This window comes from Halobacteriovorax sp. RT-2-4 (assembly GCF_047085445.1).
In the GTDB taxonomy this organism is placed as follows: Bacteria; Bdellovibrionota; Bacteriovoracia; order Bacteriovoracales; family Bacteriovoracaceae; genus Halobacteriovorax_A.
Window position 1 is genome coordinate 151,809 of the sequence record NZ_JBKIXY010000002.1, and the last position, 25,616, is coordinate 177,424.

The 25,616-nt window shown below is 36.0% G+C and carries 29 protein-coding genes; 9 read left to right on the forward strand and 20 right to left on the reverse strand.

The genetic code is table 11. The features are described from left to right. The first annotated feature begins 21 nt into the window (after positions 1–21). On the forward strand, positions 22–1,323 hold the full coding sequence (locus tag ACMAYL_RS11115; RefSeq protein ID WP_392992418.1) for an ectonucleotide pyrophosphatase/phosphodiesterase: 1,302 nt from the start codon (positions 22–24) through the stop codon (positions 1,321–1,323). Positions 1,324–1,381: 58 nt separating this feature from the next. Here ACMAYL_RS11115 and ACMAYL_RS11120 read toward each other — a convergent pair whose 3' ends face one another. The 3 genes from ACMAYL_RS11120 to ACMAYL_RS11130 all read right to left on the reverse strand — a co-directional run bounded on the left by ACMAYL_RS11120 (position 1,382) and on the right by ACMAYL_RS11130 (position 4,091). Next, the gene (locus ACMAYL_RS11120) at positions 1,382–2,251 is read right to left on the reverse strand and encodes a hypothetical protein (protein ID WP_103219119.1); all 870 of its coding nucleotides are present in this window, start codon (positions 2,249–2,251) and stop codon (positions 1,382–1,384) included. Between the two features lie 119 nt (positions 2,252–2,370). Further along, positions 2,371–3,585 carry a chloride channel protein gene (locus ACMAYL_RS11125; RefSeq protein WP_412463131.1) on the reverse strand — a complete coding sequence of 405 codons (1,215 nt, stop codon included), beginning with the start codon at positions 3,583–3,585 and terminating at the stop codon, positions 2,371–2,373. A gap of 47 nt (positions 3,586–3,632) precedes the next feature. Continuing rightward, the gene (locus tag ACMAYL_RS11130) at positions 3,633–4,091 is read right to left on the reverse strand and encodes a VOC family protein (protein WP_103219117.1); all 459 of its coding nucleotides are present in this window, start codon (positions 4,089–4,091) and stop codon (positions 3,633–3,635) included. A gap of 149 nt (positions 4,092–4,240) precedes the next feature. Here ACMAYL_RS11130 and ACMAYL_RS11135 point away from each other — a divergent pair, with 149 nt between their 5' ends. Together ACMAYL_RS11135 and ACMAYL_RS11140 are read left to right on the forward strand one after the other, a co-directional pair. Beyond that, positions 4,241–4,585, forward strand: a complete 345-nt coding sequence (locus ACMAYL_RS11135; protein ID WP_412463132.1) for a hypothetical protein — start codon at positions 4,241–4,243, stop codon at positions 4,583–4,585. 102 nt (positions 4,586–4,687) lie between these two features. Next, positions 4,688–4,981, forward strand: a complete 294-nt coding sequence (locus ACMAYL_RS11140) for a hypothetical protein (protein ID WP_392992422.1) — start codon at positions 4,688–4,690, stop codon at positions 4,979–4,981. A 31-nt stretch (positions 4,982–5,012) separates the two neighbouring features. On the opposite strand, the gene ACMAYL_RS11145 is transcribed toward ACMAYL_RS11140, so the two are convergent. From ACMAYL_RS11145 to ACMAYL_RS11155, 3 genes are all read right to left on the reverse strand, one after another. Further along, positions 5,013–5,246, reverse strand: a complete 234-nt coding sequence (locus ACMAYL_RS11145) for a hypothetical protein (protein WP_103219114.1) — start codon at positions 5,244–5,246, stop codon at positions 5,013–5,015. Between the two features lie 159 nt (positions 5,247–5,405). Further along, a complete protein-coding gene (locus ACMAYL_RS11150) occupies positions 5,406–7,382 on the reverse strand; it encodes an ATP-binding protein (RefSeq protein ID WP_412471091.1) in 1,977 nt (658 codons plus the stop codon). A 79-nt stretch (positions 7,383–7,461) separates the two neighbouring features. Continuing rightward, complete coding sequence (locus ACMAYL_RS11155; RefSeq protein WP_412463134.1) at positions 7,462–7,785, reverse strand: hypothetical protein; 324 nt, start codon at positions 7,783–7,785, stop codon at positions 7,462–7,464. Between the two features lie 245 nt (positions 7,786–8,030). On the opposite strand from ACMAYL_RS11155, the gene ACMAYL_RS11160 reads away from it, so the two are divergent. Then, a complete protein-coding gene (locus ACMAYL_RS11160) occupies positions 8,031–8,777 on the forward strand; it encodes an endonuclease I family protein (RefSeq protein ID WP_103219111.1) in 747 nt (248 codons plus the stop codon). A gap of 55 nt (positions 8,778–8,832) precedes the next feature. On the opposite strand, the gene ACMAYL_RS11165 is transcribed toward ACMAYL_RS11160, so the two are convergent. Genes ACMAYL_RS11165 through ACMAYL_RS11175 form a run of 3 tightly spaced genes read right to left on the reverse strand, consistent with a single transcriptional unit; the run spans position 8,833 to position 10,527 of the window. Next, positions 8,833–9,555: a phosphatase PAP2 family protein gene (locus tag ACMAYL_RS11165; protein ID WP_103219110.1), complete on the reverse strand. Its 723-nt coding sequence runs from the start codon at positions 9,553–9,555 to the stop codon at positions 8,833–8,835. Further along, entirely contained in the window at positions 9,555–10,175 is a 621-nt protein-coding gene (locus ACMAYL_RS11170) for a DUF6151 family protein (protein WP_412471092.1), read from the reverse strand. The genes ACMAYL_RS11165 and ACMAYL_RS11170 overlap by 1 nt, the downstream gene beginning before the upstream one ends. A 13-nt stretch (positions 10,176–10,188) precedes the next feature. After that, positions 10,189–10,527: a hypothetical protein gene (locus ACMAYL_RS11175; protein ID WP_412471093.1), complete on the reverse strand. Its 339-nt coding sequence runs from the start codon at positions 10,525–10,527 to the stop codon at positions 10,189–10,191. A gap of 191 nt (positions 10,528–10,718) precedes the next feature. Here ACMAYL_RS11175 and katG point away from each other — a divergent pair, with 191 nt between their 5' ends. Next, positions 10,719–12,845 carry a catalase/peroxidase HPI gene (katG, locus tag ACMAYL_RS11180; RefSeq protein ID WP_412470095.1) on the forward strand — a complete coding sequence of 709 codons (2,127 nt, stop codon included), beginning with the start codon at positions 10,719–10,721 and terminating at the stop codon, positions 12,843–12,845. 17 nt (positions 12,846–12,862) lie between these two features. Here katG and ACMAYL_RS11185 read toward each other — a convergent pair whose 3' ends face one another. Together ACMAYL_RS11185 and ACMAYL_RS11190 are read right to left on the reverse strand one after the other, a co-directional pair. Continuing rightward, positions 12,863–13,270, reverse strand: coding sequence for a GFA family protein (locus ACMAYL_RS11185; protein ID WP_103219106.1), 408 nt, complete (start codon positions 13,268–13,270; stop codon positions 12,863–12,865). 17 nt (positions 13,271–13,287) lie between these two features. Continuing rightward, positions 13,288–13,659, reverse strand: coding sequence for a tRNA-binding protein (locus ACMAYL_RS11190; protein ID WP_103219105.1), 372 nt, complete (start codon positions 13,657–13,659; stop codon positions 13,288–13,290). 129 nt (positions 13,660–13,788) lie between these two features. Here ACMAYL_RS11190 and ACMAYL_RS11195 point away from each other — a divergent pair, with 129 nt between their 5' ends. Beyond that, complete coding sequence (locus tag ACMAYL_RS11195; protein WP_392992440.1) at positions 13,789–14,568, forward strand: hypothetical protein; 780 nt, start codon at positions 13,789–13,791, stop codon at positions 14,566–14,568. 9 nt (positions 14,569–14,577) lie between these two features. On the opposite strand, the gene ACMAYL_RS11200 is transcribed toward ACMAYL_RS11195, so the two are convergent. Together ACMAYL_RS11200 and ACMAYL_RS11205 are read right to left on the reverse strand one after the other, a co-directional pair. After that, a complete protein-coding gene (locus ACMAYL_RS11200) occupies positions 14,578–15,258 on the reverse strand; it encodes a peroxiredoxin-like family protein (protein ID WP_103219103.1) in 681 nt (226 codons plus the stop codon). Between the two features lie 86 nt (positions 15,259–15,344). Further along, a complete protein-coding gene (locus tag ACMAYL_RS11205) occupies positions 15,345–15,791 on the reverse strand; it encodes a GNAT family N-acetyltransferase (RefSeq protein ID WP_103219102.1) in 447 nt (148 codons plus the stop codon). 175 nt (positions 15,792–15,966) lie between these two features. On the opposite strand from ACMAYL_RS11205, the gene ACMAYL_RS11210 reads away from it, so the two are divergent. After that, the gene (locus tag ACMAYL_RS11210; protein ID WP_412471094.1) at positions 15,967–16,449 is read left to right on the forward strand and encodes a hypothetical protein; all 483 of its coding nucleotides are present in this window, start codon (positions 15,967–15,969) and stop codon (positions 16,447–16,449) included. A 38-nt stretch (positions 16,450–16,487) separates the two neighbouring features. Here ACMAYL_RS11210 and ACMAYL_RS11215 read toward each other — a convergent pair whose 3' ends face one another. Genes ACMAYL_RS11215 through ACMAYL_RS11235 form a run of 5 tightly spaced genes read right to left on the reverse strand, consistent with a single transcriptional unit; the run spans position 16,488 to position 19,822 of the window. Continuing rightward, positions 16,488–16,730, reverse strand: coding sequence for a hypothetical protein (locus ACMAYL_RS11215; RefSeq protein ID WP_412470098.1), 243 nt, complete (start codon positions 16,728–16,730; stop codon positions 16,488–16,490). A gap of 3 nt (positions 16,731–16,733) precedes the next feature. After that, a complete protein-coding gene (locus ACMAYL_RS11220) occupies positions 16,734–17,573 on the reverse strand; it encodes an alpha/beta hydrolase (RefSeq protein ID WP_412463140.1) in 840 nt (279 codons plus the stop codon). A gap of 21 nt (positions 17,574–17,594) precedes the next feature. Continuing rightward, a complete protein-coding gene (locus ACMAYL_RS11225) occupies positions 17,595–18,620 on the reverse strand; it encodes a lipoate--protein ligase (RefSeq protein WP_412463141.1) in 1,026 nt (341 codons plus the stop codon). An 11-nt stretch (positions 18,621–18,631) separates the two neighbouring features. After that, positions 18,632–19,069 (reverse strand): GNAT family N-acetyltransferase, encoded by a 438-nt coding sequence (locus ACMAYL_RS11230; protein ID WP_412463142.1) that lies wholly within the window; start codon positions 19,067–19,069, stop codon positions 18,632–18,634. A gap of 33 nt (positions 19,070–19,102) precedes the next feature. Next, complete coding sequence (locus ACMAYL_RS11235) at positions 19,103–19,822, reverse strand: hypothetical protein (protein WP_412470099.1); 720 nt, start codon at positions 19,820–19,822, stop codon at positions 19,103–19,105. 121 nt (positions 19,823–19,943) lie between these two features. Here ACMAYL_RS11235 and ACMAYL_RS11240 point away from each other — a divergent pair, with 121 nt between their 5' ends. Further along, entirely contained in the window at positions 19,944–21,923 is a 1,980-nt protein-coding gene (locus tag ACMAYL_RS11240) for a DEAD/DEAH box helicase (protein ID WP_412470100.1), read from the forward strand. Positions 21,924–21,985: 62 nt separating this feature from the next. Here ACMAYL_RS11240 and ACMAYL_RS11245 read toward each other — a convergent pair whose 3' ends face one another. Then, entirely contained in the window at positions 21,986–22,840 is an 855-nt protein-coding gene (locus ACMAYL_RS11245; RefSeq protein WP_412470101.1) for a hypothetical protein, read from the reverse strand. A gap of 33 nt (positions 22,841–22,873) precedes the next feature. Continuing rightward, entirely contained in the window at positions 22,874–24,064 is a 1,191-nt protein-coding gene (locus ACMAYL_RS11250; RefSeq protein ID WP_412470102.1) for a carbohydrate porin, read from the reverse strand. 181 nt (positions 24,065–24,245) lie between these two features. Here ACMAYL_RS11250 and ACMAYL_RS11255 point away from each other — a divergent pair, with 181 nt between their 5' ends. Then, positions 24,246–25,604 carry an amidohydrolase family protein gene (locus ACMAYL_RS11255; RefSeq protein WP_412470103.1) on the forward strand — a complete coding sequence of 453 codons (1,359 nt, stop codon included), beginning with the start codon at positions 24,246–24,248 and terminating at the stop codon, positions 25,602–25,604. Positions 25,605–25,616: the final 12 nt, after the last annotated feature.

The window sequence follows — 25,616 nt, forward strand, 5'->3', positions numbered from 1 at the left end:
TGATTTACAAGGGATTAACCAATGAAGAAGTTACTAGCTCCGTTAGCAATAATAAGCTTATTCTCGTATAGCTCATGTACGAAGAACGACTCCACTTACAAGAATAGTTATCATATTGAGAGATCAAGCCAGAATGTGGCCTCTGAAGAAGAATTACAAAATATAAACCCTGTACTTCTTATTTCTCTTGATGGTTATCGATACGATTATACAAAGAACTATAAACCAAAGTTTTTAACAAAATTTTCAAATGAAGGAACTCAATTAAAAAGTCTCATTCCTTCTTATCCGACGAAGACATTTCCAAATCATCTCTCGATTGCAACAGGTAGCTACCCGATGAATCATGGAATTGTGGCAAATCATTTCTATGCTCCAGATCTAAAGTTAAACTACTCTCTAAAAGATCGAAAAGCGGTAAGAAATAAGAACTTCTATCTTTCACCTACGATTTGGACAGCTGCAGAAGAGCAAGGACTAAAGACTGCTACTCTATTTTGGCCAGGATCTGAAGCTGATATTTCAGGAATAAGGCCTTCATATTGGTATGACTATATTCATAAAATGCCACATGAAAATCGCATCAAACAGATCCTAGAATGGCTGAAACTACCGACTAAAGAAAGGCCATACTTCATGACTCTCTACTTCCCAGATGTGGACTCTGCCGGCCACCATTACGGAACAAAATCAAAAGAAGTAAAAGAGGCCATTGAGAATGTAGACACCTCTCTTGAGAAATTAATCACAGCAGCAACAAAACTTGTTCCAAATCTAAATATCATAATTGTTTCAGATCATGGAATGGAAGATATTGATCAGAACAAGAAGGAAATTATCTTAAAAGATGAAACGCTAGCTCTGTTAAAAGATGATTATCGAATTTTTGGAGAGGGACCAATTGTTCAATTCTATAAAAAAGAAACAGAACAAAAGATCGTCTTAGATATTCAAGCAACACTTAAACAAATAAACGCAAAAGCAAAGAACTTTAAGTGCTATGATAAAGATTCAATTCCATCACGATACAATTTCAAAAATAATGTTCGTATTGGAACATTTGCCTGTATTGCTAATGCTGGTTGGTGGATTGCCGCAACAGACTTTGATACACCGGCGGGCTCACATGGCTGGGATCAGTTTACAAATCAGCAGATGCATGGAATTTTCTACGCTCAAGGGCCAGATTTTAAAAAGAATTACATTGCAGACTCAAAAGAGAATATTCACATCTTCCCTCTTGTCTTAAGACTTCTAGGCCTTGATAACCATTATCAAATTGATGGTAAAATTGAAGCGATCCAAGAAGTCATCAATCAATAGAAATAAAAAAGGCAGGTTTAAAACCTGCCTTTCTTTTTATATATAATTTAAAATTTAATTACATATTTTTTGGCTTATACCAACATAGTGGTCTAATACCTGTTTCGTAGTTATCTACTCTGTTACAAGTACCAGCAAGAGCATCTGTTTTAGATACGTCATCATTTAGGTCTTTGTCACAAAGAGCACCTTGGAAGTATGTATCTAGACGACACTGACCAGCTGGGTGCTTGTCATCAGTTTTTCTAACAACAGACATATCTGGTGTTGTGAAAGATACTGAACGACCAGAGTTCAGAAGAGTCGCTAGACCTTTTGAAGCTTGTGCCATTCTCTTACATAGAGCATTTTCATTTGAATCAGACCAAACAGCATTACACTTTGACTCAACTTCTGGATCGATATCCATTTTTGATACGATACGAGCATTGTCATCATCTTGGAAGATTCTTCTGAAACACTTAAGTGAAGCCCAGTAATCAGACTGACCTTCGTTTGATGCCCATGAAGAAACCCAAAATCTTTTGATTTTTGGAGCACCAGCTAGGTGGTGACCTAGTTCGTGACATACTACAAGAGCAAATCCATCTGGAGATACTAGCTCGTGACGAGCAAGACCACCAAACATGTGAACATTCCATACTCCGCCACCTTGGTTAGCGTAAGCATTTACTGTTCCATCTTCCCATTTACGGTGAAACTTTAGAGTTGCACCTTCAGTTTCAACAACTGGAGCGTAAACTTCGTTTGCACGATCAATGATGATATTGAATAACTCTTCAGTCATTCCATTACCTGTTAGTGCGTCAACACCACGGTATAGATCGTTCTCTGGCATGATTCCTGTTTTTCCATGAATATCACATGAATAAGATTGAATTGAAAAGATTGCAGCAAAAAGAGCAATCAATAGCGTTGATTTTCTCATCTCTTTCCTCCCTGAAAGCACATAAATAAATATAAACAAGTTATTATAGAAATTAAAAAAACAGTCTGTGAAGAAAAAAATTTAACTTGCCAGATTTAATTAGAAAGTATTTTGGTCAACTATCTAAACTTCTTAACGATTTGAGATGTGTAAATTGTCTTCTTACCCGAGACAAATTGTCCTACGGCCATCGCAACAAAGAGATATGGCAATAATTCATAACCAAAGATCTCAGCTCCCATAGCAATACAAGCAAGAGGTGTATTTGAAGCACTTCCAAAAACAACACAGAAACCAAGAGCAGCGAGAAAGTTTGGATTGATCGCAACAATCGATGACATCCAAGAGCCCATTGTCGTTCCAATATAAACAAGAGGTGTAAACTCTCCTCCTTTAATTCCTGAAACAAGAGAAATTGCCGTGAGTATGAATTTTAAAATAAAATCTTTTATTGAAACAACTTCTATTAATGCCTGCTGAATAACTTCGATACCTAGTCCAGTGTAGCGCTGCTTGTAGAAGTCATTAAGTACAAAGTAGAAAAGTAATAAAACAACACTTCCCGTAAATGTAATTAGCAAAGGTTTTCCCAAAGTTTTAATTTTCAATTTTGATTTCTCAACAGTTAAAACAAATATCCTTGCAACTAGACCAAAGGCAGCTCCAGCAATAAGTGCATAGAAGATTAGATTCCATGAAAAACCTAAAAATTTGAATCGAATATAATTTGAGTGTGGCGCATATAATAGATGTGTTGTGTAAAAGCCAATATAAGAAGCAATTAAGCACTCAAGAAAAGTCGATAACTTAATTCTTGCATTTAAGTAAATGGCCTCAATGCCAAAGATTGCTCCAGCAAAGGGAGCACCAATAGCAGAGCCAAACCCGGCCCCACATCCGGCCATAAGAAGAACCGCCCTCTTTCTTTTTGAATGATTGAATAATTTAGCCAGATAATTGCCAATTGCTCCCCCCATCTGAACAGCACTTCCCTCTCGGCCAACACTTGCACCAAATAAATGAGAGAGTAGCGTCGAAAATAAAATCAGGGGAATCATGATAAGGGGAATATCCCTTTTTGGATTGTGAATTTCATCAATAATAAGATTATTTCCCTTCTCACTTATTGGAGAAAATTTCTTATAACAGAAATTTACAGCAACCATTGCAATTGGAAGAAAATAAATAAGGTAGCTATAACGAAACCTTAAAGATGTAACGATTTTTAAAAGGTGTAAAAAGACAGACGAAGCAATTCCAGTCAGGACGCCAAGAGCGATAAAAGAAAAGTAGTATTTTATATTTCGGGTATCATTACCAATGTCTGCTGCCATATTTCTATTCTAGGTTAGAAACACAGCAGCGTCCATTAATATGAATTTTACCAAGATCCGATATTCTCCATATCTTTCCATGGTGCAGATGGGGCCAATGGCTCACCTTTTTGAAGTAACTCTATTGAGATATCATCTGGCGATTTTAAGAATGCCATATATCCATCTCTAGGTGGACGATTAATTGTCACCCCTTGATCCATTAGTTTCTGACAAGTTTCATAAATGTCATCAACACGAAACGCTAAATGGCCCCAATTTCGACTACTCGTAGGTAGCTTTTCAGTATTACCATTTTCATCAGGCCAATTATAAGTAAGCTCGATTAGTGGAGCTTGTTCCTTTAATGCTTTTTCTTCATCTTCAGGTGCACTTAAATAGACAAGTGAAAATCGACCCGCTTCACTCTCGATACGGTGAACCTCTTTAAGTCCAAGTTTATTACAATAGAAGTCCATACTTTCGTCTAGGCTAGTTACTCTAACCATTGTGTGGAGAAACTTCATTTTAACCTCCAAAATTAGTTGTCAAATATTGGTCTACTTTACCAAGACTTATCTATATAAAGTACTAAAATTTCGTTAGTTTTTGGTCAAATCTGTTTCTCATTTATAATCTCTGCATGAATTTGGTATATGAATAGAGAGAGACAAATATGAATTATTTAAGGCCATTGATACTTATTTTATCACTTAAACTATCGACATTTGTCTATGCTCAGCAAATAGATCGCAATGCAACAGTCTCAATGATTGACCAAATGGTTGCCAGAGGAATCATTGGTAAAGATGAAGCTGAGCAAGCAAAGTCAAAACTGGTAGCAATGCCAGATCAAGAATGGAACCAACTAAGTGAATTAGGAAGAAAGCTTGCCTCACAGCAAACGACAAATATAAACACAGAGCTAACAGTAGATAGTGCTGCCCAAAATATTGATTTTAACTCCAAGCAATTTAAGAATATCCAATCTCAGGTAAAAGATATTATGGGGAATCCGTAATTTATAACAAGATTAGATTAATTTTTTCATATATACTCAATGCTAATTGACCTATCAAAACAAAATTCATATAAGCTCTTTAAATCAATATGAGGAGCCCTTATGAAATCATTTATTCAACTAGTACTTGTTTCTATTATTGCATTATCAAGCACATACGCTTCATGTCGCTTAGAAGCTGAACTTCAGTCAATGGATATCCTAGCTCAAGAGCTAGCAGTTTCTTACGACGAAGTTTATAACGAATATCAAACTAATATCTCTTTTGACGGACTAAACGAAGAAGGACTAGATCTTTATTCGGCTTACTTCAATACTTACTCAGGTGCATATAAGCTTGAGACGGTAATTGACGAGAGATGCGATGTCGTAAGCTTTGAACTATCACTACTATAATAAAAAAGGCTACTTTATGTAGCCTTTTTTTTTAACGTTCTCTTGTTTCTGATTGGAGTACCTCACGGTAATCCTGGATGTCATCATAACTTCTCTTGTAGTTCTTTCTTTGATGACTTCTCTTTTTTCCATTTGCATAATTGCTTAATTCATTCACTTTACTCTTTGGCGCATTGTAAGTTTCAGAGCTGTTAATTTTTCTCTCATTAGCTGCAAAAGAAAGTGGCGAAGTTAAGAAAATAGCAAGAATAAATAAACGCTTCATCTTACACTCCTAATTTTCTTAAACTGAATCAACGCCTAAACGTTGCTACCATTCTATTCTAATGCACTTCTACGACGGGCGAAAGGGCCCGGCAATTACTTATTCAAAACTTAACATACTTAACAAAAACCAAACAATTTACTATTACATTCTTAATTGTTAAGCGATCTTCTTTTCAACAACAACATTCATGGCCTTTGTGATTTCTTGAACTATATCTTCTTCGGAGAACGGCTTATACAAAAATCCGTCAACCATTTCAGCAACTTCGCGATCTTCGCCTTCAAAGTTTATACTCACACAGCCTGTTGAAATTAAAATTCTCGGCTGCTTTAATTGTTTATTGTTTCTGATACTTTTAATCAATTTTGGGCCACTCATAACAGGCATTTTCATATCAGTTATAATTAGGTCATAGTCCTCTGGCCTTTGGAGGTACATTTCATAAGCAACCTTACCATTTTCTGCTAGCGATACAGTAATTCCTGCATCCTGTAGAATCTCCTGAAGTAGATCTCTAATACCTTCTTCATCATCAACTACAATTGCACGAAACTTCATCTTAAAATCACTTAAACTAACCACTTTATTCTCCTGTGATGGTAGTTCTTCTCTTCCATAATGTATCGGGAGTGAAACTTTAAATACTGTTCCAATACCAACAACACTTTTCAATGCAATCTTTCCGTTAAAATCATCTTTAATAAATCCATGAGCAATGGAAAGTCCCATTCCTGTACCTTTACCAACATCCTTGGTGGTATAAAACAGATCAAATACTCTCTCACGTTCTTCTTCACTAATTCCATGGCCATTATCTTCGACTTTAAAAATAATTCGATCATTATTTTCTTTTACAATGACATTGATCTTTCCATTTTCCTTCCCTTCAACTGCATCTCGAGCATTTGAAATTAAATTGATTAAAACTTGTTGAAATTTTCCTCTCTCACCCTTTATCAATGCTTCATCACTCACATGCATATAGAGATTTAGATGTACATTATCTTTATCATAGAAGTCTTTAAGCATTGAGACAGTATCTTTAAAAACATTATGCACACTAAAATCTGTTGGCTCATCATCTTGAGTCTGCCGTGAAAACTTTCTTAAGCCTGATACAATTTTTTCTATTCGAAGTGCAGCTGACTCTGACTTTTCAATCTTTTCAATAATTTCTTCTTTATGACTATTTGTAACTCTTTTTTTCAAAGACTTTAAATGACCTAAGATAATTGTTAATGGATTATTTATTTCATGCCCAATTCCTGCTGCAAGAATTCCAATCGAGGCCAACCTTTCATTTTGGCTTGCCAACTTCTTTTGTCTTCCTAATTCTTCATACTGCTTTTTTATTGCTTCTTCTTGTCTCTTTACTTTTTTTGAAATCAGATACTCTCGCTTTCTTCCTGTTTCAATAATGTAAACAGTTAGGATAATGATGAATAAAAAGAGAACAAGGTTAATAATGTAATCAAATGAAACCGTAAGTGTTGATAAAGTTTTTGGACTAGATACAGTTAAGTAATAATTTGTATTACCATCTGTAGCAAATGGCTCCTCTTGACGATAAAAATTGTAATTCTTATCACCTTCACCATAACCGACATCTAGATTCACTCGATAATCTGACAAGTCTCCTCGATTGACATTTGAAGGTAATAAAGAGGAGAACGAAAAGATCATATAGGCCCTCCCCTTAGTTCCATCAACAGAGCTTACAAATTCTTGTAAGATAATATCGGATGTTGCAGTATCAAAAATCACCTTATTATTCTTGCCAAACTTGCCACAAGTCTTTCCCTTAGACTGCAAAGTTTCGTAAGTTGTTCCATTTTCACCGCTATAACAAATGGCCGAGATATTTAATTTATTTAAAGTTGATTTTGTGAAGTTATTGAACTCCCATTTATTTACATTTAATGACGAAGCAAAGAAATGTGAGATCCCAACCAAGGCTTCACCACGAACAATTCGATTGGCCTGTATACTTGAAATAATCTTTTGAGCACCACTAGTAAACTCTTCTTGATACTTGTCACGAAGAAGCACTTCTCTTTGATGATATAAGAGCGCAAGGAAAGAGATTCCCAAGACAAGAATTATTAATGAGATTTTTGACAGGCCAAGTTTCACAGTAAACAAATCGTCTATGTTTACTGCGAACTTAACTTAAGATTATGACCTGATATACGCCATTATTTTTAACCAAACTTTACCTACGACAAGATATATTCGTAACAGCACTTACTTGTGGGTATGAGCCCTCAATTAAGCCCTCTAAAGCTTTTGACTGAACTGGAAATTTGAAAACATTACCTAATGTTAATTGAATTTCAGTTTTACCAATACGTGCGTTTTCTAAGTCTCCACACTTTTCAATGGCCGCTTCAAAAATCTTATCCTTCAATTCAGCTTCCATATTAGAGAAAGAACCAACATATAAATTTATCGAACTTTGTGGAATAACAACAACCTCTGCGTAAACAGCTTTAGAAAAACTCAGAACAACTGCAAGACCTAAAATTAACTTTTTCATAATACTCTCCTTAATCCAACCCCAAATCATTTTGAGTAAGAAGACTTTAGTTAATTCAATTTAATAAAAAAAATGAATAGATTCGATTGCTGGAATAAGAGTTTTTCATGATGCTTCGCAAACCACTGGATATTACATAAAAACAAAAAAACTATTAGATATGACTAATTTTAAATATTAGACAACTTAATACTACTACCTTATAACATTTATACACACACAATAATGAACACTTGGAGAATTGAATGTTTAAACTTTTAATTGTATCCGCACTTTGCTTATGCGCATACTCATCAAGCAACCTCGAAAAGGCCAAAGAAATCCTAGCAAGCTCAGGATCTTCTGATGGTATTCGCTATGAACTTGAAAGACTAACGACAAAAGGTCACACGAAGAACTCTTATAAAGTTGCAAGAAAGCACCTTTTTGGAAATCTTCACCTAGAAAGAGACAATGGAAATAGCTTATATATTCGCGATGTATACTGTGACGAAGTATATACAAACTCAACTCCAAGAATTGGAAAAATCGCTAAGGGCACAATCCCTAACCACGAGGTAGTAAATTGTGAGCACACTTGGCCACAATCTAAATTTGATCGTGGTGCTCTGGCAAAATATCAAGTAGGTGATCTTCACCACCTATACCCTTCTCAAAACAGAGCAAATAGTACGCGTGGTAATTATAACTTTGGAAAAGTAGACGCAAAGAACTCAAGACTAGACTACTGTCCAGCATCTAAATTTGATGGAAATACATACGAGCCACCAACTTACCACAAAGGTAATGTTGCAAGAGCAATGTTCTACTTTTCTATTCGTTACGACCGTAAAATCAGCACGGAAATGGAAGAAACTCTTCGCCAATGGCATGAGCTAGATCCTGTTGATGAAGATGAGCGTGTAAGAAATGATAGAATTGAAGACATTCAAGGAAATAGAAATCCTTTTATCGACGCTCCAGATTTAGTTTCAAGAATTACTGACTTCTAGAATTAATTTACATAGATAAAATACAAGGGCACTTATTAAGTGCCCTTTTTTATTTTTAAAAACTTTGTGAAAAACTAAATGCAAGGCCATCGAGCTTCGCTGTAGGAAGCACAGTTAACCAGTAAGGCTTATTATACTCCACATGATTAAAATAAATTCCCCATCCATAACTTAAGCCTATAGTCATTCCAGCAGTAACATCATGTAGATAGTGCCAACTATCATTTAAGCGACTAAAAGAAATAAAAATAGCGGCCAAGTGTGCTGCAGAACCCCAGCCCCAGCCATGTTGTGCAGTTACAACAGAAGCAAATGCAAATGAAGCAGAAGCATGACCAGAAGGAAACGAGTCATTTTCGTCGGGATATCCAGGTCTTGTTTCATGAACGGCAGTCTTTAAAGCAACTGTTGTTCCAACTGTGTAGGCAGTCGCTTGTAACATATGTGAAGCACGCTCTTTACCAAGCCTTCCGCCCCAAAAATATTGTCCAATAATATAGGCACCATTTAGAACACCATAACCAATATCTCCACCAAATTGACCAAGATCTTTAAGGTGGTTTTTCTGAGCAGCACGTTCTTGAATTTCATCAATTCCTTTATATTCTTTTAGCAAACGAAGTCCGAGTGTAATCCCTGTCCCGGTCCAAAAGATGTACTTAGCATCCGTACAAATAGGTGCCGTAAAATCAGAAAGAAAGCTGCCGCATTCATTGGCGTAAGTTTTTTGAAAACTTAATATCAAAATAAGTAAGATTAACTTTTGTTTCAGCTTCATTACTTATCAATGTGTAGAATTTTACTTCTTGTATAATCTCTTTCTTCTTTTGATAGTATCTGTGGTTCTACTTTTGGCAGACCAGAATCAAGATCAAAGAAAGAATTAGGCTTTGTTAATCTAAGAATTGTGCCCAAAGAAAGAAGTTTTAAAATAAAAAGTCCCGCAAGTTTTGAAAATTTTTCGAAGCCATTTTTTGGCCACTCACTAGATTTAAAAGAAGAAAACTTCATCATATTATAAGACTGGATATCCCCTAACGCTGACTTATCGCCTGTAACAAATGCACAAACAAGTCCATTAAATGGAATTTTTGCACCTAGAGTATTAACCATTGGAAAATTACAACATCCTGCATACCAGCGGTAGAGGCCTTTTGGAGATAACCTTAAACACGAAAGATGTTCTTGGCCTTTCGTGATTTTTATATAGCGAGGCGCAGTTTGAAAAAGTTCCGTACCATCAAACTTATCAAGAAGATCTTTTCGACCTAAATACTGTGCATACGTCTGGCAGTCATCACAACAGCAAACGACATGATTATTTAAGCTTTTATTTATTGTTAACTCACCTTCAACTGAGCCACACTCACACTTTAGAGAAATTAATTTCCTACCCACCTTTCTTATCCTTTTAGTAAATGCGTTTACAAGAAGCAGAGCAATCTTCAAAATTTTGAATATCAGCTCGTTGACTTAAGTGAAGCCCATGTATATTGGCCAAAAGATCTGCCCATTCAGCATGGCCACCACCAAAGAGATCATAAATCTCTTTTGCAACACCAATGACAGCAGAAGAGCTAACACCACATTCGATACCAACAATACATGAAACACTACAGTGTCTATACTTATCTACTTCTAAGTTTTGTGACTCAAGAACTCTCTTATAATATGTTGCTGATTCAACAGCACAAAGAAGTCCATCTAACCTTTTATTAGAGTTGGCCGAAGCGTAGGATAAATTCATCAAGAAAATTGCTAATAGCATTAATACGCATCGCATATAAAAACCTTTTGTAATTGAAGTTTAATTATAAGAACTTCAAAGACGTTCTGGCAAAAATCAAATTCAAAAACATAAATAAAAATTAAAGACATTAATAAGCATTTTTCATATATAATTTAAGAAAAAATTATTTACTCATCAAAGGAGCATTAATTATGTGGGGAACTAATAATAACGATTGGTGGCCAGAGCGCCTAAGACTTAACATTTTAAGACAACATTCTGAACTCGCAAATCCAATGGGAAAAGATTTTGATTACACAAAAGAATTTAGCTCACTTGATCTGAGTGCACTTAAAAAAGATATCTTTGCATTAATGACAGACTCACAACCATGGTGGCCTGCAGATTACGGACACTACGGTCCTCTATTCATCCGCATGGCCTGGCACGCTGCCGGTACATATAGAACATCTGACGGACGTGGAGGGGCCAATACAGGTAACCAACGATTTGCACCACTAAATAGTTGGCCAGACAATGGAAATCTAGATAAGGCCAGAAGACTTCTATGGCCAGTGAAACAAAAGTACGGAAATAAAATTTCATGGGCAGATCTATTTGTACTTGCAGGTAACTGCGCTCTAGAGTCAATGGGATTTAAAACATACGGCTTTGCTGGAGGACGCGAGGATATCTATCAACCAGAAGAAGATGTTTACTGGGGAACAGAAGCACAGTGGCTTGGTGACAAGAGATACACAGGGGAGCGTGAACTTGAAAAGCCTCTCGCAGCAGTTCAAATGGGCCTAATTTATGTAAATCCAGAGGGACCAAACGCCAACCCAGATCCTGTTGCATCAGGTATTGATGTACGTGAAACATTTGCTCGTATGGCGATGAATGATGAAGAAACAGTTGCACTTGTTGCTGGCGGGCACACTTTTGGAAAGTGTCACGGGGCAGCTCCAGACTCAAACCTTGGACGAGAACCAGAAGCCGCTCCAATAGAGCAAATGGGACTTGGATGGAAAAATAACTTTGGTACAGGAAAAGGTGGTGACACGATTACAAGTGGTATCGAAGGTGCATGGAAGCCAAATCCGACAAAATGGGATCATGGCTATCTGACAACTCTATTCAAATACGAATGGGAAAAAGTTAAGTCCCCTGCAGGTGCATGGCAGTGGCTTGCAAAAGATGTTGCTGATGAAGATATGGTAGTAGATGCACATGATCCTTCAAAAAAACACAGACCAATGATGACAACAGCTGATCTTTCTTTACGATTTGATCCTGCTTACGAAAAAATTGCTAGACGCTATATGGAAAACCCTGAAGAGTTTAGAGAAAATTTTGCAAAAGCATGGTTTAAACTTACACACAGAGATATGGGACCTAAAGCTCGCTACCTTGGGCCAGAAGTACCAAGTGAAAGCCTGATTTGGCAAGACCCAATTCCAGCTGTTAACCATGAGCTTATTAATGAGATTGATATCGCTGAATTAAAAAATCAAATTCTAAACTCACCTCTTACGATCTCTCAAATGGTAAGAACGGCTTGGGCATCAGCTTCAAGCTTTAGAGGTTCAGATATGCGTGGTGGTGCCAACGGTGCACGTATTCGCCTTGCTCCTCAAAAAGATTGGGCAGTAAATATGCCAAGCGAGTTAAGTGAAGTTCTAGCAACACTAGAAAAAATTCAAAAAGATTTTGATAAAACCGTTTCCCTTGCAGATGTTATCGTTCTAGCAGGTTGTGCAGGTGTTGAAAAAGCTGCAGCTGCCGCAGGAGTAAAAATGGAAGTTCCATTTACACCAGGACGTATGGATACAACACAAGAAAATACTGATGTTGAATCATTTGCAGTTCTTGAACCAGAAGCAGATGGTTTTAGAAACTACTTAAAAACAAAGTTCACAGTAGCAACAGAAGAGCTTCTACTTGATAAGGCGCAACTATTAACTTTAACTGCTCCAGAAATGACAGTTCTAATTGGTGGGCTTCGTGTACTTGGAGCAAACCATGACAATTCAAAGCATGGTGTATTCACTAATAAAGTTGGTGTCCTTTCTAATGACTTCTTCACAAATCTTCTTGATATGAAGTATGAATGGAAAGCAAAAGATAGTAATAATGAAATTTTTGAAGCTATCGAACTTTCTTCAGGAAAATCAACTTGGACAGCAACTCGTGCTGACTTAATCTTTGGTTCTAACTCAGAGCTTAGAGCAATTTCAGAAGTATACGCTCAAAATGATTCAAAAGAAAAATTTGTAAATGACTTTGTTACGGCCTGGAATAAAGTGATGAATCTCGATCGATTTGAATTGAAAAAATAAATATACTGAAGGTCTGCCTAACTAGGTAGACCTTCTAATTTTAAAATGCTCTCTAAGTTATCATCCCAATTTGCCTTACTTTTAATAAAAAGATGTGCTCTAGGTTTAATATCAACAAGAGTATCTAGGCATCCGGCCGGAATGACCACAAGCTTCCCTTCGCTAAAAACTCCTGGAACGGCCGAGCCACAAGTCTTACAAAAAGATTTAGAGTGTCTCGTCTCAGGTAATTGGTAAGATTGAATATTATCTTCCCCACTAAGCCAGTTAAACTTCAAATTACCTGCAAAAAGATTTGCAGCATGTGCAGATCCCGTATCCTTTTGACAGTACTTACAATGGCATAGAAAGAAATTATCAAAAGCCCCTTCCGCTTCAAATTCAATGGTGCCACATAAGCATGAACCTTTATGTAAATTACTCATTTAAACTCTCCCTTGGACTAATGTAGACGTGCTCCATTTGGCACATCTTTATCCAGGTTAAATAGGACAATATCGTTATTTGAATCTGAGAATCCCATAACAAGAACTTCCGACATGAACTTTCCAATTTGCCTTGGAGGAAAATTAACAACGGCCAAGACCTTCTTTCCAATCAGCTCTTCCTTCTTATAGTGGACAGTAATTTGAGCACTTGATTTTTTAACACCTACACCTGGGCCAAAATCAATTTTGAGTTTATAGCTAGGCTTTCTTGCTTCTGGAAAATCTTCAATCTCAAGAATCTCCCCTATTCTCATATCAACTTCTAAAAATTTACTAAAATCTATATCAGTAAGCGCCGGCGCGCTCGGCTCAAAATCCAAATGCATAAGTATCCTTTCTTTTATTACTTTTTAAATTATACAAGAAAAATAAGTGGTCACCAAATAATTAAAATTCACACAAAATTGACAAGGTACTAACCACAGAATTTTCATTTGAAAAATACAATAGATGTAATGAAAAAATTTAAATTAAGCTTAATCATCTCTTTCTTACTTCATACTCTCTTGCTCTTTTCATATTCAAAGAATGATCAAATCAAAAAAATTACACAAAGAGAACCAATCAAAATGAAAGTAAAATCCTTAAAACAAAAAAAGAGCTCTATACAAAAGAATTTCTCAAAAAACTATAGAGCAAAGGGATTAAAGCTTTCAGACTTCTCCATTAATCCAAAACACCTAAACATAGACGATGCCAAGATTTCAACGAACTCGAATATTGGAATAGCAAAAGCAAATCAAATATTTTCAAAAATTGAACAAAACTTAACGTACCCAGAAGAACTCGTTGAAATTGAGGCCCAAGGACATTTTCAAGTCACATTCTATCTGGATAAGAACGCACAATATGAGGAGAAGCGAACTAAAATTTCAGTTGGTTCGAGATTCTTGAGGGCCTATATTGCTAAAGTGCTAAGAAAATCACTAAAGAATATAGATCAAAAAGATTTGAAACTTCAAAAGCTAACAAAATTTAATGCTGTCTTTAAATTCAACCTAACAACATCAGCCACTGAACTTGGTCAGTCGCAACTCTTAAAAGATCGCTATTTCTTTTATCGTCAAAGGTATGGTGTCTCTACTGGCAGAGATAGAGTTATGAATGGTGTCACAAAAACGCTTACAGGAATTACAAATATTCTTAGTCTATTAGAGTATTTACCAGATAGTGATGCAACAAAACTTAGAAAGAAAAGAGTCTTAGAAACTTATATCAAAGACCCATTCTATTAAGAGTAAGTTCTATTTTAAATATTGTAATAAATCTTTGGGATCGGCCCTTTTCGTATAATCAGCATCTGCAAAAGCATAAATGATCTGTCCTTCCTTATTAATGATATAAGTACCAGGCAAAGGTAGCTCAAATTTATCATTACCTTGATTTTTCTCAATATCGATCCCGAACTTTGAATAAACGGCCTTCAAACTTTCTTCGAGTTTAAAAGCTAATCCAAATTTTTTTGCAATCTTATTATCGACATCCGAATAAATTGGAAAATTTAATTTATGATTTCTTTTAGTTTTAGCAATTTCCTTCTTGGTATCTGGTGCTAGAACAATAAGTTTTGCACCTTTATTTTGAATTTCTTCATAGTACTTTTGATACTCTTTGAGTTGAATCATGCAGTATGGACACCAACTTCCACGGTAGAAGCTTACAATGATATTTCCATCCTTATAATATTCACTAATATCTTTCCCACCAATTTTAAAACTCGGAACTTTAGTGCCTTTTTTCACACTCTCTTCGACAATTCCAGAATCTTTAAGATGTTTAAGGGCTTCATCCATAACCTTAGTTACTTCAACAGAGCGCTTTTTATTGGCCTTCTCTTTTCTTTCGTTAAGTCGATCTTGAAGAGAAGTTTCTGCAAAAGATGAAAGAGTAAGTATAAGTGCACTTAAGATTGATATAAATTTCATTGATATCCCTTTTTAAAAATAAATTAAAAAAATAATATCCTTAGTATGGGATTTGAATGTTAGGTTTTTGTAAACTCTAAGTATGACTATAAGTTTTTTTCTAGAATTAGCTGTTCGATATGATTTTCTTTGATTCTAGTATCAATTAACTTAAAACCAAATTTTTCATTGAGTTCAATCATTTCTGGATAGCGAGCATCAGTGTGAGTACGAACCTTTGTGAAGCCTTGCTCTTTGGCCCACTCATGTTGCCTCTCCATCAATTTTGTCGCTAATTTTTGACCACGATAAAATGGCACAACACCACCTACCCAGCTGTAGAAATAATCACCACAATCATAGCCAACTTTAAAGGCGATTGGCTGGCTGCCATCAAAGTAAAATTGTGCAAGAAACTTAGTGCAGTCTTTTGTTTTTGAGTACATTCTGTCGACACAATACGGCGTACTAAAGATCTGTGAATTCGTCTGGGAAACGATTTCGAAGACCTCATCAGAGATTTGCGAATATTCTTTATACTCATAATGATTCATAAGGACGCAGAATATATCATAAAATTTTAAAACGTACACATTTAGATTGTTAAATTTCAATACTTTACAATCAAAACCCTCTAGGCCCTTGTAAGTAAATATTATCTAGTATCTTTGCACATCATGTCACTTTCGCTATTTAAACAAAAAACAAAAATTTCGCAGGGAGTAATAAATGAAAGGTCTTCTATCTTTTCTAGTTGTAATTTCACTATCAACAGCTGTCTCAGCTCAGTCTGATTTTCTATCCAAATCAGAAGCAAAAGATATCAATGACTACATGGGTGATATTTGTATGGATACATACTGTGGTGGCGATATAAATTGGTATACACAAGGGATGAACTGCAGCGGTGATCAGTGTACAATTTCATACGAGGCCTATACTTGGAAAGATTCAGCTGATTCTTTTGATGCAGATCTTCTGAAAGCACTAGATGGAAAGACTAAAGATTATCGTCATTTAAACTCATCACTTAAATTTGAAAATTTCCAACTTGTTAGACAAGGCAGAGCATTTGTAAATATCTCATGTACTATGTACGGACTTAATAATCAAACTCTTGCTGAATACGATAATGACAAAGAAGAATATCTTTATATGACTATTCTCGAGTCATGTATTGACCCTGTTGAATCACTAATTCTTGCTTACTAAGAATATATAGGGCCAATTAAGTTGGCCCTTTTTATTCTTCATTTTTTTACGACACACCAACGTTTGCTACCAATACACTTTTGCATCTCAACACGATATCCATCGGGACAACTTTTACCATCTTCAAGAATGATAGATTCAGATGACTTGGCATTTCGTATAGAGCTTTCACAACAACTATTACCATTGCACTTTTTTATGTACTGATCGTAGTATTCTTCAGAATTCGATTGGCAACTTAGACTAAGAATAAGAGTCGCTAAAGTAACGAGATATTTCATGACCTAATTGTAGCATAACCCTTTCAAAATATAACTGCCATGAGTCCAAATCAAGGCTCCACCAACACTATCAATTACTTCAGCTGTAAAATTAGAATTTCTTTGAGTAAGAGTCTCTCCAAAATCTGGTGAATGAACTGGGCTATAATCATGTTTCCCATATAGATGGAATACGTCTGTTGTAACTTCTTCAAGATTGAAGCCCCAAGGAGATAAGCACATAAATAGGTCTTGATAATAAGACTCAAATGAACTTCCAATCCCTTCTTGAAGACATTCGCCATACATCTTCTTATATGAATCTTGCGTATAGACCTTCTTATCGACTTCAGAAGATGTTCCAATAACGAACTCTATAAAACCATCCAGATTGAAAGTTTTTTGAAATTCATCGCATGTTAATTGGCCACTACTTACAGAGTTAACAAAACCTTTCGTATTCTCATCAAGTAACTCATAAGTACTTTTATAATGTAGATCATCTTGACCAGAAACTATGACGGCCTTTTTAACAATCCCATGCAAGCACATATGGTACAAAAAAGGCGCACCTTGAGAGAATGCGATAGCGTCAATCTGATCTAACTTAAGCTCTCTTAATAACAATTCTACTGATTCAGTGATACTAGAAAAAGACTTATCTTCATTGAAGTCCGACAGACCAAAGCCTGGCCTATCAATCGAATAAAGCTTGATATTATTATCCAAAAGGTCTTCTTGATAGAAATTTAAACTTCCACTCATCCCTGCACCATTTATATAAAGGACAGGTTTCCCAGATTCTGCTCCACTTACCCTAAAGCATGTCTTTAAATTATCTTTTAAAATATATATGTCTTTCAATTATTAATACTCCATACAAATTTATTTGATATTTGTGACAAGCCAGTTGGAAAAATCATCCACTTCACTATGATGATCTTGAAAGTCCTCTTTAAGTTTATTCAAGGTATCTTGAACAGCATTAACATCATAAGCAATGCCTTTTAGTTTTTCAGCAAAAGACTCAATTAAAGGTGGGTGTAAGCAGTCACTAAAGATTGTCACCTCTTCCATTATTCCTTTATTTGAATTTATATGAACTTCAACACCACCCCAGTCAAAGCGTTCATCAAATTGATGATTAAACTTCGGCGTTTTCCCGTAAAGCCAATTCCAATCCTTTAATTCCTCATAGTATTCATTAACTTTAGGAACAGACTTTAAGAAGTCGTAGTTTAAAACCTCTACCTGTGTTTGGGCATCGTAGAAACGACAAAACTCTTCAACAATGGCCTTTGAAAGACTCTCATGATTGATTTCAGAGTTAAGTTCTGAAAGGTTCATCACACGTGCACGTGCTGACTTGATCCCCTTTGACTCTAGTTTTTTCTTATTAGGGTTTAAGTAGTTAGCAAGTTTACTTAGATCAGCATTAATGAGAAGTGTTCCATGATGAAAGCTTCGATCTCTCTTTACCTTAAAGGCCGAACCAGAAATTTTTCTTGATCCTTCTTCTTGTGCAATTTTCACTTCAATATCATTTCTTCCATTAGCAAAGGCTTCAACCCCAAACGTTTTTAAAGCATTTGTAATGATCTTATTATTGGCGTCCTTATCGTATGACTCTTTAGATGACATGAAAGTGAAATTAGTATTTCCAAGATCATGAAAAACCGCCCCGCCACCACTTTGGCGTCTAGCAAGTTTCACCCCGTCTTCTTCCATCTTACTTGTAATACACTCTGTCCACGGGTTTTGGTGCTTTCCAATGACAACAGTTTCATCATTTTGCCAAAGAAAGAGAACATGAGAATCCGTGTCCATATCGTTAAAAATCCAATTCTCTGTCGCGAGATTAAAATATGGATCATATTGTTCAGCTACAAAAATTTTTACTTTCTTACTCATATTATTCCTATTTATAAATCTGTTTTCTCAAATCGCAGGCCATTACAATCATCGTAGTAATCTTTCTCGATTTCAGTTTGTTTAAAACCAAATTTCTTATATAAAGCAATTGCCGAATAATTATCTTCTCTAACAGTCAAAGACAAAGGCATTTGAGCATGATTTTTTAAACATTCTTCAAGTAACGTTGAGCCATGACCCCTTCCTTGAAAATCTTTTGAGACTGCAATATCAACTAGCTCGATATTTCCGTCCTCTTCCACGGTACAATAAAATCCGATTACCTCTGCATCTACTAGTACCTTAAGGTCATAGCCGATATAGTCTTCTGGAAATTCTACTAGGGCCTGAAAAGTTTCTTTCTCAGTCGCCTCTTGCTCACCATAGTTTTCTAATTCGATTTGAAATAACTTATCAACGTCTGACAGACTAGGCGTTCTAATATTCATTGTGGCCTCACAATATCTAAAAAATTTTAATTATTATAGTTTAGACCAAGAAAGATTACTATAATGATAAGTAAAACCAGTATTTTTACTCTTAGAATTATCAATTATTCGAAGTTCTGAATTTTCTGAATCAAAAGATATCGCCGAATTAAAGCTACGATAGAATTCCTCTTTAGTAGGATGATCATCGCAAACCAGATTAAAATCTTCATTAATAATATTGTGACCAATTGCGTAGTGTAAAAATGCAGCAACATCACTTGTGTGAACTAGATTAACATTAGTTTTTGACTTTGATAGCTTTGACATTTTCTTAGAAAAGAATTTTGGATGGCGTTTACTATCAATAAGGCCACCTGGCCTGACAATTACATAATCATCCAACTGTGATATCAATTTTTCGCACTCAATAAGCTCTTTAGCATTACTTGTATGACCAACTTTCATACTATCTTCATTTATCTGGCCTGTGCCGAAAACCGAAGTCGAACTAATAAAAATAACTTTATTTAAAGGCCCTAAATCATCTAATAGTTTTTGAAGTTTAAGAGAGTATTCTTCGACAGGTGGAAATGAAATGATAATAACATCAAAGTCCTTTGAAGCTTTCCAGCTCTCACCTAAAGAGAATTCGATGAGGTTAGTTTCTAATTCATCTGACTTTCTTCTTGTCCCAATTACTTCGTGTATTTTATTTTGCGAAAGAAAGTGCTGTCCTAAATGTCCAAGTCCTAAAAAGAGAATTTTTTTCATAAGTAATTATAGTTAGATATAATTCGCTATAAAAAGGCAAAAATGCACTTAAACGCAGTAAATATGATTAAATTAAAGAAATTACTTAGATTAGTGCGTCGTTTAACGTATATTGATTGCTATGACAAATAATATACCATTTGAAGACTTTAATTTAAGCGCAGGCCTCCTTGAATCCATCAAAAAATGTGGATTCACAACAGCAAGCGCCATCCAAGAACTAACAATAGATCCAATTTTAGAAGGTAAAGACATACTTGCTCTTGCTGAAACAGGCTCTGGAAAGACTGCGTCATTTGCAATCCCGATCATCGAACATATCATTCATGATGACCTCGTGGAAGTTGATGAGGTTCATTACGTTGTCCTTTCTCCGACAAGAGAGCTAGCGCAACAAACTGCAAAGGTCTTTAAAGATCTAGGTAGTGACTCTGGAATTAAAACAGTTTGCGTTATTGGTGGTGAAAGCCTCGAAAAGCAAAAAGAGCAAATAAAGAAGGGTGCTCATATCATTATTGCAACCCCAGGACGTTTAGTAGACCTACTTAAGCAAAAAGCCGTCCTCATTGATCGCACTTACGGAATCGTATTTGATGAAGCTGATCGATTATTTGACATGGGCTTCCAAAGAGATATTGAATACACACTTGGCCAAATGCCAGATGATAGACAATTAATCATGGTATCGGCCACGACTAATATGGCAGTTCTAAATACGGCCTACAAGTTCAACTCAACTCCAATTGAGATCAAGCTAAATGAAGACAATATGGTTGTTGATCACATCGATCATAAGCTAGCGATGATTAATGAAAATGAGAAGATGGGACTTCTTGTCAACCTCATACGAAATCACGAAGATGCATACGCCCTAGTCTTCTGTAATACTAAATTTCAAACACACTTAGTTGCTGAATGGCTGATCGCAATGGATTTCAAAGCAAAGGCAATTTCAGGTGGCCTTTCTCAAGTTAAGAGAACAAAGCTTATCAAAGACTTTAAATCGAAAGAGACGACAATCCTTGTTTGTACAGATGTTGCAGCAAGAGGTCTCGACATAAAAGATGTTAATCTTGTTATCAATTACGATCTTCCACAAGATGCTGCAAACTATGTTCACCGAATTGGTCGAACAGGTCGAGCAGGCTGCGAAGGAGAAGCAATAAGCTTTTGTTCATTTGATGACTGTGAATATCTAGATCCTATTCAAGATTTTATTGGTGATAAAATTCCAAAGTTAGACGTTGGCCCAGAAGATATATCGAAAAATCTTTCAAAGAAGCCATTCATTGACCGCAAAACTTTTAAAGTTGTCGATAGAACAACTGGCAAACCATTAACACAAGAGCAAAAAGATCAGCGCAAGAAACCTCAGCGCCAAAGAACTCAAAAGAAAACTCAAGAAAGAGTTAAAAAGACAGTTCAAAGAACTGATGCACCAGTAACAAAACCTATTAAGAAAATAGAAAAGAAACCAAATACACCAACGTTTACGATTCAAGCAGACTCTCAAGAAAGTGCGAAGGCAGCCGCTCTTGCATTCTTCAAGATAAAGTATGATTCACAACTAAGCCTTGATGAATCGACACAGGGACGCAAGAAGTTCTTCTTATTTGGAAAGAGGCTTACAAAGTTCACTTATAGCCTTAGGCCAACGTATAAAAAAATCGTGATGCCATTTCTAATTAATCTTATTAAAAAGGCAAACTTGAAGCTATTTGCAAAGTTCTCATTTAATGGAAAGGATATTAAGATCTTCTTTTCTGGAGCAGATGAGAAAATGTTAACAAGAGATAATAATGAACTACTCCAAGCTCTTGAGCACCTAACAAGACTTCACCTTTACAACAGTGTTGAAGTTCCTAGAGAAGTTAGACTAAATTTCAAGTGTAAGGGTGTAAAGAGTCAGGAAGACAGTCTTATTAAGATGGTTGAGCGTGAGACAGCTAAAGTTCTAGACTCTCGCGAGCCAGTAACACTAAAAGCATTAAACGCATCAGATCGCAGACTTGTTCATCAACACCTTGATAAGCATAAAGAAGTTAAAACAGTCTCAATTGGTGAAGGCCGAATGAAGAAGATTAAAATAACATTGGCCTAATCTTCCGCTTCAGGTGCTTTTCATTGACCTTGCTTAAAGGAAAAGCACCTGAAGTAATACTTCTATTTAAATAAGTTGTAGATAAAATTATCAATAACAGGTGTAATACTTAAATTAATGGCCCAGTCCTGTCCAAAGGCATCATCCTTTTCAACATAGTAATCAAAACCTAACTCAAGCTTTAGAGGAGTAGAACCTAGTTTTGTCACCTTTCTGACCGTTAGATTTAGTGGAATTGTTGTCTGATCAGTCACCCAGTTATAACTAAGTTTTGGATTCGTTATTAATGTCCATGCGTTCTCAAAATAAAGGCCAGCAAATATTTCAATTTGTGTGTTTGAGTACTGCTCGTTTCCTGATGTATCCCACAGATGAGATGGAAAGATTGCTGCATACCACTTCTTAGATAAATAAGCATAGAGAAACTCAGGTCCAAATCGCCATTGATTAACAGATAGGTGATTCTTTAAAGGAATTAGTCCTTGCATACCACCAACTAGAACAGTACCGTTTTGATAAGTTCTACCTAAAGCAATATCAAAACCAATGTCTCCTATCCCATTAACATCCCTAAAACCATTACTACCAAGAGTTGGTGTTTTCCATACAATTGGAATAGCAGGTCTAATGAATAAATTTGTCTTGGTTGCATGATCAATTGGAAAAGGAAAGACTGGTTGAAAGAGAGTTGTCAATGAATCCTGATCATCAGCTCCAGTAAGATCTCCTTCAAAAGCTGTATATGATGTTTTAAATGTTAAAGAAGCGAGAGGCGTATTTGGGTTTGATAACTCTTTAGAGATATCTTCTGTTGATGCTAGAACTGGTGCCTGATACTCGTCTTTTTTAAACTTGCCCTGAGCGTGGGTTGTAGAAACTATTGATAAAAGAACAATAAGTAAAAATACTCTTTTCATTTAAACTTCCTTGTTATGTTGTAAAAAAACTTATTAAAAGAAAACTCTTAAACGTGCACCAATGACAAAGATATCATCGGTTGATAAATCATTAGCAGGCTTTGAAATATATTGAATTGAAGGCGACAATTGCATAAAGCTCTTAACTCCATAGCGATAAAATGCTTCTAAAGTATATTGATCCCTATCATTATAGGGAGCTCGCCCCCAACCGATACCAAGACCAGCTAAATCCTTTTCATCTCTTAACTTAAGCCCCGTACCAACACTAATATCACGATCTAGCATGGCCCCTCCACCATCAGCATAACCAGCACGAAGAAATGGTGTCCATTTACCTCTAATAGTACTCATTAGGAATGAAAAACCAGAACCTGACTCCACTCCAGCCTTTTCTCTTTTATCAACTTGCCAGAATGTAAACTGCAGAGACCTATCAAATCGAGCTGCCCACTTCGGTAACCATCCAACTGCGATATGCTTAAATGTTTCTCCTTCATCAAAGAGTTTTTTAGCACTTTCAATCGGTTTATGGGGATCGTTATTTGCATTAACAAAACCTGCAAGCACAGACCAATTAGAATTAAAGTGATATGAGGCAGCAGCACCTAAACCTTGAGGAGGGCCAGGAAAAGTCGGCTGGTGCTGAAACGCTAAGTTTGTAAATCCAGTCCAAGGACTTCCAATACTATTAACATTGACGTAGTCATAGACATCAACCTGTCCAAAAACAACTCCTCCTTTCCCATCCGCAAAATGTTGCTTCCAATAAAAATTCGTATAAACCCAGCCTTTATCACTATAAGTTGAAGCGAAAGTTCCTGCGTACCCAAGAGTTGGCCCTAGCGCCTGTGTCGATAGATTATTTCCAATTGCATCACGGCTTTCGACTTTAAATATCAGTGCACCATCATTGGGTGTTCCCTTACCTATTAACGTCCACGTACCATAGAGACGAAAGACGTTACTTGCAGCATCTGATGGGTCTTGATCAGAGTTTGAATCGAGATAATGCGTAAAATTATCCACACCCAAAGAAAGACCGTAATTTTCTTTAAGACTCTTCTTTGAACTAACAAGCCACTTTAAGACGCTATCTCTTTGTTGCTTTTCATTGTCCTTGAGAATCCCTTCAACACTGTATATGGAGTCAAATTCTAAACTTTCAGCATAGATAGAAAGAGTCAAAGTACAAATTATTATTTTGATTATCGTATTTTTCATGATTCTCATTATAAAAACCAAAAATGATCTAAGAGGAATTAATAAAAGTAAATAATTTAATGAAATATTAAACTACAAATACACCTAGGTATTCTTCAACATTACTTTAATTGAGAACTCTATCCAAAGTTCGATAATTCGACTTATAGCACATATAAACACAAGCATATAGGAGATCAAAATGAATAGGATTACACTCGGGCTTTTATTATTTTTTGGCCAATCTTTAATTTACGCTTCCTCTTCTGTACTTTTTGAAGGGGTAAAAGTCTTTAATGGAACAAGCACTAAGCTTTCAGGGACAACAAATGTTTTAATTGAAAATAATAAGATTAAAAGAATTGGAAGAAATGTAAAAGCTTCGGCAGATGCTACAGTTATCAGTGGTAAAGGAAGAGTTTTAATGCCAGGAATGATTGATAACCACTGGCACTCAACATTAGCAACAATGCCACAAGCTCAACTTCTCTCAGCAGATTTACAATATATATCAATCAATGCAGTTAAAACAAACGAGGATACATTACTTCGTGGTTTTACGAGTGTAAGAGACGTTGGCGGCAATGTATTTGGACTAAAGAAGGCAACAGATAATGGAATGGTTAAAGGACCAAGAATTTATCCATCTGGCCCTTATCTTTCACAAACCTCTGGACATGGTGACTTTCGACCTGCAACCGTAGTTCCGACATCAAATAATCAAGACCTCGACTATTTCCAAAGAGTTGGTATGACAATTATTGCAGACGGTGTTCCTCAAGTAAGAAAAGGTGCCAGAGAAGCATTTAGAATGGGTGCAAGTCAACTAAAGGTCATGGCCGGCGGTGGCGTTTCATCACTCTATGATCCTCTTGATGTTACTCAATATTCATACGATGAAATGAAAGCAATTGTTGAAGAGGCCAATAATTGGAATACATATGTAACAGTCCATGCATTTTCAGATAAGGCAATAGAGCAAGCTATAAATGCAGGAGTTAAAAGTGTCGAACATGGGTTCCTACTGAGTGATAAGACACTCAAAAAGATGGCCAAAAAAGGAGTTTGGTTAAGTATTCAGCCAATTCTTAACGATGAAGATGCCATTCCATTTCCAGATCCAGTTAGCCAGGCCAAATTTGTAGAAGTGACAAACGGAACAGATAAAGTCATGAGAGCGGCAAAAAAACATCGAGTTAAGATTGCTTGGGGAACTGATACCCTATTTGATCCAGCACTTGCAGCTAAGCAAGGAAAAATGGCAGCAAAAATGAAAAGATGGTTTAAGCCACATGAAGTTCTAAGAATTCTTACTCATGATAATGCTCAACTACTTAAACTTAGTGGCAAACGTGATCCATATCCGGATGGAGAACTAGGAGTTGTGAGAGTTGGTGCCTATGCTGATTTAATTTTAGTTAACGGCGATCCTCTTAAAAATATTGATTTAATTGCAACACCAGAAACTAGTTTTGCTGTGATTATGAAAAATGGTGAAATAATTAAGAATATGCTTGAAGATCGAAATACAAGAAGTCGTGCTTCTGTAGTTGAAAAATAATAAATCTAGGAG

Coding starts and splice junctions, on each gene's coding strand:
- ACMAYL_RS11250 (WP_412470102.1), bottom strand. CDS start 24,064: ATGAAAAATACGATAATCAAAATAATAATTTGTACTTTGACTCTTTCT.
- ACMAYL_RS11210 (WP_412471094.1), top strand. CDS start 15,967: ATGAAAGGTCTTCTATCTTTTCTAGTTGTAATTTCACTATCAACAGCT.
- ACMAYL_RS11225 (WP_412463141.1), bottom strand. CDS start 18,620: ATGAGTAAGAAAGTAAAAATTTTTGTAGCTGAACAATATGATCCATAT.
- ACMAYL_RS11195 (WP_392992440.1), top strand. CDS start 13,789: ATGAAAAAATTTAAATTAAGCTTAATCATCTCTTTCTTACTTCATACT.
- ACMAYL_RS11235 (WP_412470099.1), bottom strand. CDS start 19,822: ATGAAAAAAATTCTCTTTTTAGGACTTGGACATTTAGGACAGCACTTT.
- ACMAYL_RS11135 (WP_412463132.1), top strand. CDS start 4,241: ATGAATTATTTAAGGCCATTGATACTTATTTTATCACTTAAACTATCG.
- ACMAYL_RS11240 (WP_412470100.1), top strand. CDS start 19,944: ATGACAAATAATATACCATTTGAAGACTTTAATTTAAGCGCAGGCCTC.
- ACMAYL_RS11190 (WP_103219105.1), bottom strand. CDS start 13,659: ATGCATTTGGATTTTGAGCCGAGCGCGCCGGCGCTTACTGATATAGAT.
- ACMAYL_RS11155 (WP_412463134.1), bottom strand. CDS start 7,785: ATGAAAAAGTTAATTTTAGGTCTTGCAGTTGTTCTGAGTTTTTCTAAA.
- ACMAYL_RS11230 (WP_412463142.1), bottom strand. CDS start 19,069: ATGAATATTAGAACGCCTAGTCTGTCAGACGTTGATAAGTTATTTCAA.
- ACMAYL_RS11125 (WP_412463131.1), bottom strand. CDS start 3,585: ATGGCAGCAGACATTGGTAATGATACCCGAAATATAAAATACTACTTT.
- ACMAYL_RS11255 (WP_412470103.1), top strand. CDS start 24,246: ATGAATAGGATTACACTCGGGCTTTTATTATTTTTTGGCCAATCTTTA.
- ACMAYL_RS11205 (WP_103219102.1), bottom strand. CDS start 15,791: ATGAATCATTATGAGTATAAAGAATATTCGCAAATCTCTGATGAGGTC.
- ACMAYL_RS11130 (WP_103219117.1), bottom strand. CDS start 4,091: ATGAAGTTTCTCCACACAATGGTTAGAGTAACTAGCCTAGACGAAAGT.
- katG (WP_412470095.1), top strand. CDS start 10,719: ATGTGGGGAACTAATAATAACGATTGGTGGCCAGAGCGCCTAAGACTT.
- ACMAYL_RS11185 (WP_103219106.1), bottom strand. CDS start 13,270: ATGAGTAATTTACATAAAGGTTCATGCTTATGTGGCACCATTGAATTT.
- ACMAYL_RS11120 (WP_103219119.1), bottom strand. CDS start 2,251: ATGAGAAAATCAACGCTATTGATTGCTCTTTTTGCTGCAATCTTTTCA.
- ACMAYL_RS11115 (WP_392992418.1), top strand. CDS start 22: ATGAAGAAGTTACTAGCTCCGTTAGCAATAATAAGCTTATTCTCGTAT.
- ACMAYL_RS11200 (WP_103219103.1), bottom strand. CDS start 15,258: ATGAAATTTATATCAATCTTAAGTGCACTTATACTTACTCTTTCATCT.
- ACMAYL_RS11160 (WP_103219111.1), top strand. CDS start 8,031: ATGTTTAAACTTTTAATTGTATCCGCACTTTGCTTATGCGCATACTCA.
- ACMAYL_RS11145 (WP_103219114.1), bottom strand. CDS start 5,246: ATGAAGCGTTTATTTATTCTTGCTATTTTCTTAACTTCGCCACTTTCT.
- ACMAYL_RS11215 (WP_412470098.1), bottom strand. CDS start 16,730: ATGAAATATCTCGTTACTTTAGCGACTCTTATTCTTAGTCTAAGTTGC.
- ACMAYL_RS11245 (WP_412470101.1), bottom strand. CDS start 22,840: ATGAAAAGAGTATTTTTACTTATTGTTCTTTTATCAATAGTTTCTACA.
- ACMAYL_RS11140 (WP_392992422.1), top strand. CDS start 4,688: ATGAAATCATTTATTCAACTAGTACTTGTTTCTATTATTGCATTATCA.
- ACMAYL_RS11165 (WP_103219110.1), bottom strand. CDS start 9,555: ATGAAGCTGAAACAAAAGTTAATCTTACTTATTTTGATATTAAGTTTT.